Source organism: Ekhidna sp. (assembly GCF_040220215.1).
Lineage (GTDB): Bacteria > Bacteroidota > Bacteroidia > Cytophagales > Cyclobacteriaceae > Ekhidna.
Genome location: NZ_JAVJTR010000020.1, coordinates 70652 through 87999, shown reverse-complemented (window position 1 = coordinate 87999; position 17348 = coordinate 70652). Strand labels below are relative to the sequence as shown.

The following is a 17348-nucleotide window of genomic DNA, read 5'->3' as shown; positions in this document are numbered from 1 at the left end:
AGTGAACTCAAAAAACAAATCTTAATGTCAGAATATAACGGATTGGAAATAGCAATAGTCGGAATGTCTGGGAAATTTCCTGGTGCGGCCACCGTTGGCGATTTCTGGTATAATCTAGAAGCAGGCAAATCCAGTATTCGTTTCTTTTCAGATAAGGAGCTTACAGAAGCTGGAGAACAATCAGAAGTGTTTACACAGACCAACTATGTCAAAGCCAAGGCCTACTTAGAGGACAAAGAACATTTCGATGCATCCTTCTTCAACTTCACTCCTGCCGAAGCCAGGCTCATGAATCCACAGACACGCATCATGCTGGAGCAAGTGTGGATGGCTTTTGAAAATGCAGGAATGGTTCCCGGTCAAGTCAATCCCGTAGGTGTTTTTTTAGGAGCAGCAAATAGCAGTGATTGGCTGGCTAGTACTTACTTTTCGAAAGATGCCGGTGAGATTGATCAATTTGTGGCAGAGCAGCTAGCTGACACCAATTTTTTGAGTTCAATAGTTTCCCATGCGCTCGACTTCAAAGGACCCTCTATATTTTCAACTACGGCTTGCTCCACCTCCATGGTCAACGTCCACTTGGCATGTAGGTCATTATTGCTATCAGACTGCAAAGTGGCAATAGCCGGAGGAATCAACTTAAGAAACAATTCAAAACGCGGTTATCTATATCGTGAGGGGATGATCTTCTCAAAAGATGGACATTGCCGTGCTTTCGACAAAGACGCCTCAGGAACCGTTGGTGGAGAGGGCGTAGGAGTAGTGGTACTCAAAAAGCTTTCAGATGCGCTGAAGGATGGAGACCCCATACACGCACTCATTAAAGGCACCGGGATCAATAACGATGGCAAAGAAAAGGTCGGATACTCAGCACCTAGCGTCAAAGGGCAGGCCGATGCTATCCTAAGAGCTCTCAAATGGAGCAAGGTGGCTGCAGAGACTATCTCATATATAGAAGCACATGGGACCGGAACCAAGTTAGGTGATCCAGTAGAGCTGGCGGCCTTGAATCTGGCATATGGGAAAAAAGAAGGGCATAGTTGTGCCATTGGTTCTGTCAAATCCAACGTCGGACACCTAGATGTAGCTGCAGGGATCACAGGATTGATAAAAACGGTGTTGCAACTTAAGCATCGAAAGCTTGCGCCAAGCTTGAATTTTCAGGAGGCCAATCCGGAAATTGACTTTGAAGCAGGCCCGTTTTATGTAAACAAAGACCTGAAGACATGGACATCAGAAGGGCCCCGTCGAGCAGGGGTGAGTTCATTCGGTATAGGAGGCACCAATGTACATGCTATCCTAGAAGAATCTCCCCCCCTTGAAGAAACCACTGCTTCCTCTATTGGTTTGCACCTGTTGAATTTTTCTGCAAAAACTCCAAGAAGCCTGTCTGATCAGCTACTGAACTTCCAGCAATTTCTTCAAAATTATCATGCACCCTCGCTACAAAATATCGCCTACACGTTGAACGTAGGCAGATCTAATTTTCCTTATCGTACTTCTGTCATTTCAAGCAGCAAGCAAGATGCTCATGCCAGCATGGCTTATATGGCTGAACAAGTAAGAAAAGGTGTTGTCCCGGTCCGGGAAAAACCACTTTTAGTTTTCATGTTCCCTGGTCAGGGATCACAATCCAAGACCATGTTTAAAAAGCTCTACGATACAGAGCACAAGTTCAGAGAACTGGTGGAAGAATGTTATGATATTGCCGCCAGACATGGGCTAGAGGGGCTCAAAGGAATCCATTTGGAAAATCACAAGTCGATCGATCAAACACGCTATGCTCAACCTCTTATTTTCATCGTAGAGGTGGCCCTCGCTCGTTGGCTCGGCATCCTAGGAATTCAACCTGATGTCATGATAGGTCATAGCCTTGGTGAATTAACCGCTGCTTGTGTGAGCGGTGCCATTGCTCTTGAAGACGCATTAAAGCTGGTGATAAAGCGAGGCGAGTTGATGCAGGATATGCCAACAGGTGATATGCTTAGTGTAATTCTACCAGAAGAGCAATTGAATGATTACCTCAAAGGCTATGAGGACATAAGCATAGCTGCCATCAATTCCTCAGGAGCCGCGGTGCTCTCGGGAAACTCCGAATCAATTGACCAGGTCCGAAAAAGGCTGGAAAAAGATCAGGTGACCAACACCGTACTAAAGACTTCCCATGCATTCCATTCACATCTCATGGAAGGGGCCATAGAGCCATTTGCACAGGCTTTTTCGGAAATTGAAATTAGGAAAATGGAAGTCCCATTCATTTCAAATCTTACCGGTATGGTAATAACTCAAAGAGAGCTTTCCAGTGCCACCTATTGGTCAAAACAGATTCGGGATACAGTACAATTTTCCAAAGGCCTGTCACATCTGTTGCAGACTAATCACACTACATTCCTTGAAGTGGGTCCTGGTAAGGCGCTGGGGGCATTTGTACTTTCGCATGATAACAGGGGACCAGAACATAGAGTGATCCGATTATCCGGTAGCAAAGATGAGAATGAATTAAAGGTATTGTTAGAAGGACTTCAGAGTCTTTGGAAAGAGGGTATCCCCATTGAATGGAAGCAGTTTTACCAATCACAAAATCTTCGTAAGGTTAACATACCAAGTTACTCTTTCGAAAAATTGGCTTTCCCTGTGAATGTAGATATTAATCAGCACCTTACTAGGTTGAAAACAAATTCGAACTATCAGCGCAGGCCAATGGAGCAGTGGCTCTATTCCGCTACCTGGCAACTGTCGAAACTGCCTATGGTGCTGGAAACTCCGTACCACCCCCCACAAACTTTTTTGTTTTTCTCAGATCAACAGGGGTTTTCAGAGCTTCTTGGAGAACGACTACAAACGCTTGGTCATCAGGTCGTGTACGTCTATCCAGACACTTCTTTTGCAAAAATTGACACATACCATTATCAAATAAACATCGAGAAGGCTCCTGATCATAATGAGCTATTTTCAGTGCTTTCAGAACAATCCATTCACCCAGAACATCTAGTCCACTGCCTAGGGGTAAATAAGGAGGATACCGCACCGTTTGAAGATAAGTTTGTCGAAGCAAGTACCCACTTCCTCCATAGTATAATCCATGCCATCAGATGTGCACGAAACCTAGAAATTACATTGAATCGCTTGACGGTTATCACCAATGAAATTCATGAAGTACTCAATCCAGTGCCTGAACACAGCATTCACAAATCACTTGCACTTGCTTTGCTTAAAGTGATTCCTCAGGAATTCCCAGGATTCAAGACAAAACATGTTGACATCGCTTCATCAGATTGGGATCAACCTCAAATCTTGCAGGGAATTGTAAAAGAGCTAAGAACAGAAGACGGAACCGACATCAGCTACCGACAGAAAAATAGGTTTTCCAAGTCCTTTATGAAGCTCAAGTCTACGCATAACTCCTCCGGACAATTCAAACACCAAGGCACATACCTTTTGATCGGAGGTCTAGGCGACTTTGGCTTCAACCTCTCCAAACAGCTAGCCCAACATTACGATGCAAAGTTGATCCTGACTGGAAGAACCTCTTTACCTGATAGCGATCAGTGGGAAAGTTACTTGGAGGATGAGGGTTCCGATCAGCGAGTTTGCGCCAAAATACAACGCCTTCGAGAAATATCGCAACAAGGTGGTCAAGTACGTTATTTTACCTGCAATGTTGCCTCACGAATTCAGCTTTCAGATGTTGTAAGACAAGCAGAAACCCACTTTGGAAACATAAATGGTGTTTTTCATGCAGCTGGTGTCTCTAAAGAAGAATCTCACAGCAGCATAATGCAAGTAAGTGAACTGGACTTTGAAAGTCACTTCTCCCCCAAAGTTATGGGATTGATCAATTTGACCAACGTGTTTGGGGACAAACCACTGGACTTCTGCATTGTCAACTCCTCATTGTCAGTTTCGCTAGGAGGTATGGGCTACACCGCATATGCGACTGCCAATTGCGTCATGGACTACTACCTCCGCGCACTTAAAGGACATGGTCTTCTCAAAAATTGGATAAGCGTAAACTTCGATGGCTTCAGCGCTGATCCATCTAGCAAAGCAATTCACTTTGACCAGTTATTGAAACTGATCGATCTAGTGCTATTGTGGAAGGAGGAGGACCAGATATTTATCTCGACCACCGATCTGCAGCAACGTCTAGAGCATTGGGTCAATCAAATCAATAACATTCAAGATGAAGGAATCAGTAAGACAGACGAGACTGCTGCCCTAGGGAAAGAGGAGCAAGCACTCGCCTCAACTGAAAAGCAGCTGTTGTTGGTCTGGCGTCGCTTTTTTGGAAGAAACGACATTTCTGTGGACACGGACTTTTTCGAACTCGGCGGCGATTCGTTGCGGGCCATGGCGTTGATCAAGAGAATGCAGAAACAGTTTAATGTCAACGTGGAAGTCACCGATTTCTTTTCTATGCCCAATGTAAGGGACTTGGCACGCGAAATTGATGCAGCAATACACGTTAAAAAAATGCAGTCCGGGAAAAAGGGAGCAATCACCATAAGAATCTAAATAATCATGCACAGCTTAATCAATCAACTAGCAGAAAAAAACATTGGTATCGAGGTCAAAGGTGATGACCTGGAATTGAGCTATGGAAATAGCGACGTGGATCAGGAACTCCTTAAAACAATTTCAGAGAACAAGCAAAAGCTTATTTCTTTCTTGAAAAAATACGGTAAGAGCAATGATTCAGTCTCAATACCTAAGGCTCCCAAGCTCAGTGGATATCCACTATCACCCGGCCAATGGCGACTGTGGCTTGCAAGTCAGGTTCAGGAAGCCTCAGTGGCTTATAATCTTCCATCTAAGAATGTGATGCCCTCCGACACCAACGTTTTGGTTTTTGCCAAAGCCATTGAAATGGTAGTAGATCAGCATGAGATTATGCGGACTGTCTTCAGAGAAGATGAAGAAGGCGTCATTTTTCAGGAAGTGCTGCCAATGAAAGAGCTGGGATTTAAAGTGAAAGTAATGGACCTGAGAAAGTCGCCTGATGCTGAGCAGTTGCTTGATCAGTTCATTAAGAAAGATTCTCAACAACCATTTAATCTAGTACAAGGTCCACTTGTGAGGGCAGCGCTGGTACAGCTGAAGGATAACCTCATCTTCTACTACAACTTACACCACATCATCACCGACGGGTGGTCCACTTCCGTGATGAAGCGTGATGTGCTAAGTTTCTACAACCAGCTATCAAAAGATAAAAATTTCACACCTAGACCTTTATCCATACAATATCGGGATTATTCACATTGGCTGTTGAATCAAATAGAAAGTTCAGCTTTCGACAGCCATCGAAATTTTTGGATTGACCAGCTCTCAGGGGAATTGCCGGTCTTGAATTTACCGGGATCAGGCAAAAGACCAAAAGTGAGAAGATTTCAGGGAAAATGTTTGTCCGCCTATCTGGATGCGGATACTAGTAAATCACTGAAATCCTTCTGTAGCGATCAGGGAGCCAGCATTTTCATGGGACTGTTGGCCAGCTGGCATCTCCTACTCTATCGCTATACCCAGCAGCGCGATATTGTGATAGGCAGTCCTGTTGCTGCAAGAGAACACCCAGACCTGGAAGATCAGTTGGGGTTTTATGTCAACACGCTAGCGTTTCGCAACCAACTGGATCCGGAGCAATCATTCAGAACTTTTCTCAATCAGGTCAAAAAGAATGCCCTTTTGGCCTACGCACATCAAATGTACCCATTTGACCGACTGGTAGAAGACCTTGAATTAGTACGAAATACGGGGAGAAATCCAATTTTTGATGTCGTCTTGACCTGGGTAGATCAGAAAGACCTTGAAGCCCCTCAGGATCAAGAAATAATAGACACTGAGGAGATTACCATAGAGGGAGTCGCCACGCCCAAATTTGATCTGGACATTGATTTCCATGAAGTAAGCAACCATTTACATTTTCGGGTTTCGTACAACGAAGACGTAATAAATGAAACATTTGCCTTCCAAATTGTCCGTCAATTTAGATCATTGGTTCAATCCATTTTGTCCAACCCTGATGAGGCAGTTGCACGTCTGGATTTTATTACTCACCAGGAGAAAGATCAACTCCTATGTGTTTTCAATGATACCTACTCAGAATTCCCACATGAAAAAAACATAGTTGACTTAATCCAAGATCAAGTTGCAAAACACCCTGATCGTATCGCGCTACATTTCGAAGGTCTTGAGGTCACCTACAACGAACTTGACAAGATATCTGATCAACTGTCTAACTTTTTAAGGAACCAATACAATATTCAGCCTGAAACACTTATTGCAGTTTGTTTACCCAGATCTGAGTGGCTTGTGATTGCTATTTTGGGCATTATTAAGTCTGGAGGAGCTTATGTTCCCATTGATCCAGACTACCCCTCCGAACGGATCGACTATATACTCAACGACAGTGGAAGTGAGATTTTGATCAATGAAGAGATGCTGACAGCCTTTAAGGCTTCCAAAAAATCCGCCGATAGGCAAGAAAAAGTAGTCATCCACCCTTCCCAGCTAGCTTATGCAATTTATACATCGGGCACCACAGGAAAACCCAAAGGCACGCTAGTAGAGCACCGTAATGTTGTTCGATTACTCAAACCTGAGAAAACTCCCTTCGATTTTGATCAGCATGATGTGTGGACCCTGTTTCATTCCTACTGCTTCGATTTCTCTGTTTGGGAAATATTTGGTGCGCTCACACACGGAGCGAAGCTGATAATCGTTCCTGTAGAAACAACAAGACAACCTTCAAAATTCCTTGATCTGCTACTAGATCAACAGGTAACTGTACTAAACCAGACACCGTCAGCGTTTTACCAACTGTCTTCCGCAACGCTTGAGAAAAAGGCCAACCCTGAGCAATTGAAGTGGGTAATCTTCGGTGGAGAAAAGCTTTTTGCAGAAAAGCTTCAAGACTGGCAATCCAGCTACCCTCTTGTAAAGCTGGTTAACATGTATGGAATTACTGAAACCACCGTCCATGTTACATATAATTTGCTAGAGCAGCTTGAACTGAATACTAGGAACCTCAACATCGGTAAGCCGATTCCCACCACCACCTGTTTAATTCTGGATGAACATCAGCAGCTATTGCCCTTTGGATGTGAAGGTGAATTATATGTGGGGGGACTCGGAGTGACTAGGGGCTATTTGAATAGAGATGAACTGACCGCCCAAAAATTCATTGCACATCCTTATCTCTCAGGAGAGCGATTGTACAGGACCGGAGACATCGCCTCGTGGACAAAAGACGGCACTTTGAACTATCATGGTCGTAAGGATGATCAGATCCAAGTACGAGGTCATAGAATAGAACTAGGAGAAGTCAGGTACCATTTAATGAAACACAAGGCCGTAGAGGAAGCACTTGTAATTGCGAAAGAATTATCAACAGAACGTGAGCTGGCACTCATAGCCTACTTCGTTGGCAAAACCTCCCTTGAGGTACGAGAGATCAGGGCTTTTCTGTCTGCACATATTCCTGCCCATATGATCCCCCAGTACTTTGTCGCTATAGAGGCATTTCCACTTACAATTAATGGTAAGATTGATTTCAGAGCATTACCAGACCCACTCTCAACAAAACAAGGAAACTTGGTTGCCGCAAAGACGCCATTAGAAAAGCAACTCGTGGAAATGTGGAAAGAGGTGCTGCAACAAACTGAAATTGGCGTAACAGACGACTTTTTTGAGCTGGGAGGACAAAGTCTTAAAATGGTTCGGCTACTGAATCTGTATTCCCGGCAACTTGGAAAAAAACTGGAGGTGAAGGATTTCTTCCAGCACACAACTATCAGGTCGCACCTAAAGTTTATGGAAGAGGTCAAAGTCCAAGAATACACTACCATTCCTCGTGTGCCTAAAGCTCCCTCCTACACGTTATCAGACGGTCAACAACGTCTATGGATACTCGGTCAATTTGAAGGAGCCTCAGCAGCTTACAATATCCCATCGTATGTACATCTGGATAAATCTTATAAGATTGATGCGTTCATAAAAGCGATCCATGCAGTCATTCATCGTCACGACATTCTAAGAACTGTAATTCAGGAGGATAACGAAGGTGTACTTTCACAACGAATCATCCCCTATTCTGACTTCCAATTCGAAATTGGGAAGGAAGATCTTTCCAAAGCAAGTGACCCGATAGGTCAGGCACAGCAGCTCATTCAGGAGGATGCTTTCCAGCCTTTTGATTTTGCCCAAGGGCCACTGGTGCGAGTCAAAATCATAACCCTACCAAACGGTGAGCACCTTGTCTACTACAACATGCACCACATCATCAGTGACGGGTGGTCTATGCAAATTTTAATCAGGGATGTAGATGCTTACTACGAGGCATTTTCGTCAAAATCTTTACCGAAACTTCCAGAGCTTAAGATACAGTATAAGGACTTTTCTGTTTGGCAACGTGAGCAACTCGAAAGTGGTCGTTTGCGGAAACAAAAAGAATATTGGTTAGACCTCCTCAAAGGTGATCTGCCCATTGTGGATCTACCTTCCTCCAAGATTAGACCAAATTTTCAGACCAACAATGGAAGAAGAGCAGTTTCTAAGGTAACAAAAGAAGCCACTCGAAAACTGCAGAAATTCTGTCAAAAAAACAATTGTAGCCTTTTTATGGGTTTACTAGCTACTTGGAACGTCCTGATACATCGTTACACCGGAAGTGAAGACATCATCATTGCAACTACAGTTGCGGGTCGAGACCACCCTGACCTTCATGATCAGATCGGGTTCTATGTCAACCTGCTCCCTTTAAGAAATCATCTCGATTCATCGGATAGTTTCAAAAGCCTATTAGAACGAATCAAAACCTCCACCATCACCGGATTTGATCATCAGTCTTATCCGTTTGATCGGCTAGTGGAGGACCTGAATATTTTTAGGGACACCAGTCGAAATCCTATTACTGACATTACACTTTCGCTTCAAAACAACTCTGGTGCGAATGTAGTATTTCAGGAAGGACCTGTAGCCTTAGAAAGCTGCATGTCCAAATATGACCTGGAAATTGACGTGATCGAAAAGCCTGATGGCTTAAGTCACAGCATTACCTACAATTTAGACGTGTATGATTCATTCATGATAGAAAGTCTATTGGATCACTTCAATCAATTGCTGGATCAATTACTACTTGCGCCGGAGGCCGAGATTGGATCGTTGGATTTTCTCTCAGAAGACCAACGAAATCAGATTTTGGTACGATTTAACGATACAGATGTTGATTTTCCATCAGAAAAATCCATCATCGACTACTTTAAGGAATTTGTTAACGACACCCCCCAGCAAATTGCAGTTCGGTACGGTGATAACACATTGACATACCAAGAGGTGGACATGCTGTCTAATCAGTTGGCTTGTCATCTTCGCGAAAAATTCAATCCATCGCAGGAGGAATTAATCACTGTGGTGATCAAGCGCGACGAATGGATGTTAATATGTATGCTCGCAATCTACAAATTAGGTTGCGCCTATATGCCTATTGACCCAACCTTTCCAAAAGACCGGATCAATGGACTGCTGGAGGATAGCAAAAGCAACAATGTGATTGATACCAATCTGATCTCCAACTTCAAAAAGATCAAAGATAAATATTCAAGCCATTTTGAGCCTATTCCTATTCATCCGAGTCATATTGCTTATGTCATCTACACGTCCGGTTCTACCGGAAGACCTAAAGGTGCCATAGTTGAACACCTTGGCATGATGAATCACATGGTGGCTATGGTGGACAAATTCGAACTAGATGAGGAAACAATTCTTGCGCAAACTGCCATCTGCACCTCTGATATCTCCATATGGCAAATGCTCAATGCGTTGATCATAGGTGGGCAAACAGCCATATATGATGACGATATCGTACTGGAAATGGATCAGTTCCTACCAATGGCTAAAGATCATGGCATCACGATTTTACAAATGGTACCTACGCATCTGCAAGTGATAATGGATTATGAAGCCATTACAGGCATAAAGTTTCTGAGCAGCCTAAGATACCTTTCCGTAGCAGGAGAATCCGTTTCACGCAAAATGTTGGAGAAGTGGTTCGTCTCTTATCCTGACGTAAAGGTGATCAATGCGTTTGGCCCGGCCGAAGCTTCAGATGACATCACATTCCATGTTATGACAGAAGCACCAAAATCGAATATTGTCCCTGTAGGCAAACCGATCATGAACAATCGCATTTATGTGCTTAGTGAAGGCGGACTACCACAACCGATAGGGGTGGTGGGCGAGATTTGTGTGGCAGGAATCGGCGTAGGAAGAGGCTACCTGAATCGGGCAGAACTGACGGAACAAAAATTTAAGAATGACCCGTTTTATCCTGAAGGCAGAATGTATAAAACAGGAGACCTTGGAAGATGGCTTCCAAATGGAGATCTTGAATTTCTTGGAAGACAGGATGATCAGGTGAAGATTAGAGGGCACAGGGTAGAGCTGGGCGAAGTAGAAGCGGCATTGCTTTGTCTGCATGAAATCCAGCATACCAAAGTGGTGGTATCCGACAAACAAGTCAACAAAGAGTTAATCGGATATTTACAGATCGATCAAAAAGTGCTCCCATTGCTTCATCAATATTTGAAATTAGGAGCAGAAACCCAACTTAAGGGATCAATAAAGACCCTGCCAGACAGACCTCCTTTAGCTGGACCGAATGAAAATGAATTGGAGTATTTATGGAAAGAGATATTTGATGATCAACAGTACCTGCGGCATGGAATCCAGATCGATGATCATGATGTAGTTCTGGATGTCGGTGCCAATGTGGGGCTGTTTGGCGTATTTGTCAACCAAATCGCTAATGATGTGACTGTACATGCCTTTGAGCCTGTGCCTGAAGTAAGCGAGCACCTGCGCATCAATCAGAAGTTATATGGCATCGCTGGAGAAGTTCACCAGCTAGCAGTGATGGACAAGAAGGGCGAAATCAGCTTCAACTATTATCCTGATATGACCATGCTTTCTACCGTTTCGGATGATCGCCAGGAAGCCCGCAACATTCTTCTTTCCTACGTTACACATACCAACAATTCCACATTAGGTAATAATGAACTAGAAGAGTTGTTGGACATGAAATTGAAGCCGCAGCGTGTGACGTGCGAAGCCACCACGATTTCTGATTTCATCAGATCCAAGAGCATTTCCAGCATCGACCTCTTGAAGATTGATGTAGAGAATGTGGAGCATCTGGTCCTAGCAGGAATCAAAGAAGCGGATTGGACAAAAATCAAGCAAATAGTCATTGAAGTCCATGATTATGACGATCGTTTGCAGCAGATATCCACACTTCTCAAGCTACATGGATTCAGCATTTCGATAGATCGGGAAGAATCGCTTACCTCCAATACAAGACTCTACAATGTATTTGGTATCAGAACTGCAAAAGAGGAAAAGAATACGACAAGAAGCGTGCAATCCAGTTTTGGGTGGAGGAACCCAAAAGCAATTGAAGCAGACCTGTTTGACCACCTAAGAGAGACATTACCTTCATACATGGTCCCCGCTCAACTGATCCTGTTGCATGAGTTTCCACAGACGTCCAACGGAAAGATCAATAAGAAAGCCCTTCCGTTACCAAAGCAAGAGGTAGTATCAAATGACCTTGAAATTGTACCACCTAAAACGGAAAATGAAAAGGTACTTCTGGAAGTAATCGAAGAGCTATTGGGGCGGAACACTATCAGCATAGATGAAAATTTCTATGCGCTTGGAGGGGACTCGATTAAGTCGATCCAGATTGTTTCAAGGCTGAAGCAGCGTGGTTTTGAGATCAAAGTCGCAGATATCCTCAAAAACCCGGAACTAAGCTCTATGGCCCTCTTCATGAACCGCGCCGTCAGGCAAATCAATCAATCCAAAGTAGAAGGCTCAGCACAGCTTCTGCCGGCACAACAAGCTTTCTTTACCCTACCCTTCCCAAAACCAGAACATTACAATCAATCTGTTGTGCTAAAAAGTGCAACACCTATGAAGACAGAATATCTCGACAGAATATTGGAACACCTGGTGTCCCACCATGATGCACTAAGACAGGTCTTCCGGAAGACCAATGGCTCTTGGACAGCCCATTTTGAACCAGATGCACGGAGGTGCTTTGCGTTAGAATTCACAGACCTGAGCCATGCAGAAGATGCCAACGAAAGAATGCAAACCATAGGACAACTGGGACATGAAACTTTTAACCTAAAAGATGGCCCGATGCTGAAGTTGCTCCATTTTCGAATGAAGGACGGAGACCGACTCGGAGTCATTATCCACCACCTCTTAGTAGATGGCATATCATGGAGAATACTGCTGGAGGACCTCTCAACCCTCTACAGTCAGATCAGTGTAGGTAAGGGGCTTAAACTCCCTCTAAAAACAGATTCTATACAAAAATGGGCTGCCTCTCTGGCTCACTATCAACCTGCGCAAACGAATGTCAAGACCTATTGGATAAACGTTGTTCGTAAGCAAGTAGACCCCCTACCACTTGATTCTGGGAAGCGAAACAAACTCTTCATCAGGGATGGCCTGCTTTCATTCCGGCTGTCCGCAACCGAAACGGACAAGCTGATCACCAAGGTCCACAACCGCTACAATACTGAGATCAATGACCTATTACTTGCAGCATTGGGTTTAGCCCTGCATGATAGTTTTGGAATCCAAAAAACTGCCATCAGCATGGAGGGTCACGGCCGTGAGGAAATCATGGGTGAGCTTGACATTTCACGTACTGTGGGATGGTTCACCTCGGAGTATCCTTTTCTTCTCGAAGTATCCGAGAGCAACGACGAGATAGATACGGTAATTGCTATCAAAGAATCCCTTCGCCAAATTCCAAACAAGGGAGTGGATTATGGGATACTGAGGTATCTCCACAATCAATTGGAATCGACAATGGATTGCTCCATTGAATTCAACTACCTTGGCGACTTTGGTAGCCAAGCAGGAGGCACCCAAGACGGAACAGGAACAACATTGGAGTTTTCAGCGGAATCCATTGGATCGGACATCAGCCCAATAAACGGAGAAACATGTGTATTAGGCATTTCAGGCATGCAAGTGAATAATGAAATAAGCTTGTCGATCAGCTACCCCACCGAGCATTTTCAGCAAGCTACCATGGAAAGGTTAATAGCGGCATATCAGAAGCGCTTGAAGTCAACGATCTATCGCCTTTCAGATGCTTCCATGCCCTCTATACTTACTCCCTCCGACCTCACGTTCAACAAGCTTTCAATGGATGAACTCAAAGATATTCAACAGGGCGCTAACGTAAAGGACATTTATGAGCTCTCCCCATTGCAATCGGGTATCTACTTCCACTGGTTGTCCGATAACTCCACCTCGTTGTATTTCGAGCAAACTGCATACAGTGTAAAGTCTTCCAAACTGAAGGAAGAGGAACTGAGATGGGCTTATGAGGAGATTATAAAAAGACACGATGTGCTTAGGACTAGCTTTCGCAATGACCTGGGGGGTGTACCTCTTCAAATAGTACATCAACAAATTGAGGGACACTTTGCTTTTGAGTCTTGGGAGCAAAAAGGGATGCAGGACCATCAAAAAAATTGGATTGAAAAGCAAAAGAAAATGGACATGGCACTGGGATTTGACCTTGCTGTCCCGTCTCAGATGAGATTGAAAGTCCTTGACCTTGGAAATGGACATTACGAGTTCATATGGAGCCACCACCACATTCTTATGGATGGATGGTGCGTTGGTGCCTTGATTCAGGAATTCTACACCCTATTAGCAGCGTCGACAAGTAAAAAGAAGGCATCCTTGGGCACTCCGGTTCAATTTGTTAATTATATGCAGTGGTTATCGAGACTTGATTTCCAGAAAACGGAGGACTATTGGCGCTCTTATCTGCATGGGTATCATGAAACCGCCACTTTACCAGCACAAAAGGAAGGTGGCGTAGATGCTGATAAGAAAATCAAGTTCAAAGGACTGACCATTGATGGCAAGCTTCATGCTGATTTGCAAAAGTGCTGTCTTGAATTGTCGATCACTGAAAGTATTCTTCTACAGACTGCATGGGGATGCTTGCTGGGAAGGTACAACGGCATATCAGATGTGGTGTTCGGCACTGTTGTGTCAGGGCGTCCATCAGAACTACCAGGCGTGGAGGATATCATTGGCCTATTCATCAATACAATTCCTGTCAGAGTCCAGGTTGAGCCTTCAGATACGATTTTATCCTTACTGAAACGCATGCAGCAAAACGCCCTAACTGGCGACGAGCATCACTACATGAATTTATCAGAAGTGCAATCTCTCAACGATCTTGGTATGAATCTGATTGATCACATTTTGGTATTCATGAACTATCCTGTGGAAGAAATGGTCAAATCTGGTGATGGGAATGCTGACCAATTAGACATGGAAGTACTTTCCGTAGACCTTCACGGCGAGACGAACTACGATTTTGAGATGGTGATTTCCCCAAAGGCAGACCTGATTCAGATCAACTTCAAATACAACGCTCAGGTTTACGACGATGCGGGTGTGGAAAGGATCGCACACCAATTGAAAGCGATACTTCATTCGTTTACTGAAGGTTTGGATCAAAGCATCAATTCATTAAATATCCTGCCGTCCTCAGAAAACCAGCTTTTAGCCTCAGTCAACGCAACTGATGTTCCTTATCCGATTGATCAGACTTTCTTACAGTTACTGGACGCTCAGGTAAAGTCCAATCCGGATCAACTAGCATTGAGTTTTGACTGTCAGGAATTGTCATATCAGGCTCTTAAATCTGAAGCACAAGCTATGGCTAATTTTTTACAAACTGTCTATGACGTCCAAGTTGGTGATCGAGTGGGAGTATGTCTCGATCGCAGTGCAGAATATGTGCTAAGCATTCTTGGTGTACTTTATGCTGGCGCTGCTTATGTACCTATTGATAAATCCTATCCTGACGAGCGAATCACCTACATGCTGTCGGATAGTCAGAGCACGACGTGCATCAATGATGATAGGCTCACAGAGTTCCAATCAAGAATGAAGGAGTTCACCCGCAAAGAAGACGTGACGGTCAAGGTTTCACCATCAAGTCTGGCCTATGTGGTTTACACTTCCGGCTCCTCAGGAAAACCTAAAGGGGTCATGGTAACGCACAGGAATTTGCTGAATTTATGCTACTGGCATCAAGAGACGTATGCGGTTGACTCATCCAGTCGGGGGGCGCTGTACTCCGGAATTGGTTTTGATGCCTCTGTGTGGGAGATCTTCCCTTACTTGATGTCGGGAGCCTCTCTTTTCCCAGTAGATGACACAACAAGATATGATATGACCAAGCTGCAGGAGTTCCTCAACAGTAACCTTATCAGTCATGCTTACTTACCTACTCAGATCTGTCAGAACCTTGTATCCAAGGGGGCTCGGTTGGAGAATGTAAAAGTATTGACAGGGGGAGACCGACTACAACTCAATAAAGAACCTCAATTCGAGATCTACAACAATTACGGCCCGAGTGAAAACACGGTGGTAACTACCTACCATCAAGTAGGTCCTGGTAGTGCAAGATCGATCCCTATTGGGAGACCAATTGCTAACACGAAAGTATACGTTCTAAACGACAAACTGGCCTTGCAGCCCATTGGTGTGGTAGGTGAGCTATGTATCTCCGGGGCCAGCCTTTCCGCTGGCTACTGGGGACTAAAAGACCAAACCAAATCGAGATTCGTTTTACATCCCTTCGAGGAAGGTGAACTGCTCTACCTGACCGGAGATCTGGCTCGTTGGAACCAGCAGGGAAATTTGGAGTTCATGGGTAGGAAAGACGATCAGGTAAAAGTACGTGGGTATAGGATTGAACTTGGCGAGATCGATCACCACCTAAAACAACTGGAAAATGTAATCGATGCAATGAGCCAAGCTATAGATTGGACAGAAAGTGAGAAAGAACTGGTAGCCTACGTCATCACTGAAGGTGATATGGATGTTGAAATGATGAAAGCTTCATTATCCGCTTATCTACCTGACTACATGGTTCCACAGCACTGGGTACGCTTGGATACTTTTCCATTGACAGCCAATGGAAAACTAGATAAAAAGATACTACCTGACCCCAGAACGTTGCAAGATCAACAAGCAGCGAAGGTCAAAGAAGAACCGAAATCACTTGTAGAGCTGAGATTACAGGAGCTATGGAAAGAAATCCTGAAGTATGACACCATCGACCTAAAGGATGATTTTTTTGAGAAGGGAGGTAACAGTCTGAAAGCCATACGATTGGTGAACAGGATCGAGCAGGAATTTCAAATCACTTTAGATATAGGTTATGTCTTGGGACATACTAAATTTCAGGACCTCACAGCTGAGATCCACCGACTCTTGTGGCTGAGTGGAGCCAATGTCAATTCGGATGAAGAAAAAGGTACTATCGAAATTTAATGAAATTATGATGAATAAAGATGTTTTTGATCACCGTATAATCTCAGAGCAGGTATTTTCGAAAACTACCATTGCTGTAGAGCAACACTTGGGTCGTGATAGACTTTATAAGGAATTTGTAGAAAAACAACGACCCGTACTCATCAAGGGCATGATGAAAGACTGGCCCGCAGTAGATAAATGGAATCTTGAATTCTTTTCAAATCTTTCCAGCGATCATAAGCTTCCGGTCAAAGTAGGTGATGTCTCAAAAGGGGAAAAAAAGACGATGACTTTAGCGGAGTACTCCGACTGTTTAATTGAATTTACCAAATCTAATTCCCCAGAGCTGCCACCCTACCTGCATGATGTTCCAATTTTCCTTTTGATCCCAGAGTTGCGCTCAGATATCACCTCCTTCCCAGTTGAATACCTTAGCAGGTGGTATCGAAATCGTTGGTGGGAATTTGTCCAGTTCTTTATGGGAAGTAAGGGCAGTCTTACCCCCCTGCATTTCGATACACTAGTGACTCATAATCTATTCTTTCAAGTCACTGGGTCAAAATTGTTCTATCTGATCGATTCCAGATACAAAAATCAATGTTATATGAACAGCTGGAGATGGTCAGATGTGGATGTTCAGCATCCGGACTTCGAAAAGTTTCCATCTTTTGCAAATGTCAAAGTAGAAAAGGCGTTGGTCGAGTCAGGTGACATCTTGTATATCCCACCAGGGACTTTGCACCAGGTGCACGGCTTATCTAATTCAGTTTCCTTTAATATTGATTGGCATACGAAGAAAAGTGTCTGGACAGGTCTACTTTCAGGTTTCCGTGGAGCTCCTTCCCAAAATGTCTACTACAATTATATAGTTGCATTAGGGCTGTTTCTCGGGATCCCCTCAAACAAGTTGTTTTCATTCTATCAGTCATACCTCAATTATGTTTCATAGCTATCTCCTACCAGGAGAACTTTAGGAAAAT

3 protein-coding genes are annotated in these 17348 nt (G+C 43.9%); all 3 read left to right on the top strand.

All coding sequences use genetic code 11. The features are described from left to right. Positions 1-24 precede the first annotated feature (24 nt). The 3 genes from RIC88_RS14130 to RIC88_RS14120 are packed head-to-tail and all read left to right on the top strand — an operon-like array spanning position 25 to position 17317. Positions 25-4515: a type I polyketide synthase gene (locus tag RIC88_RS14130; RefSeq protein WP_350218202.1), complete on the top strand. Its 4491-nt coding sequence runs from the start codon at positions 25-27 to the stop codon at positions 4513-4515. Positions 4516-4521: 6 nt separating this feature from the next. Beyond that, positions 4522-16386 carry a non-ribosomal peptide synthetase gene (locus RIC88_RS14125; RefSeq protein ID WP_350218201.1) on the top strand — a complete coding sequence of 3955 codons (11865 nt, stop codon included), beginning with the start codon at positions 4522-4524 and terminating at the stop codon, positions 16384-16386. After that, positions 16358-17317, top strand: a complete 960-nt coding sequence (locus tag RIC88_RS14120; RefSeq protein WP_350218200.1) for a cupin-like domain-containing protein — start codon at positions 16358-16360, stop codon at positions 17315-17317. The genes RIC88_RS14125 and RIC88_RS14120 overlap by 29 nt, the downstream gene beginning before the upstream one ends. Positions 17318-17348 lie beyond the last annotated feature (31 nt).

What these genes read in the sequence shown, in the direction of transcription:
- RIC88_RS14130 (WP_350218202.1), top strand. Translation starts at nt 25, where the DNA reads ATGTCAGAATATAACGGATTGGAAATAGCAATAGTCGGAATGTCTGGG.
- RIC88_RS14125 (WP_350218201.1), top strand. Translation starts at nt 4,522, where the DNA reads ATGCACAGCTTAATCAATCAACTAGCAGAAAAAAACATTGGTATCGAG.
- RIC88_RS14120 (WP_350218200.1), top strand. Translation starts at nt 16,358, where the DNA reads ATGAAGAAAAAGGTACTATCGAAATTTAATGAAATTATGATGAATAAA.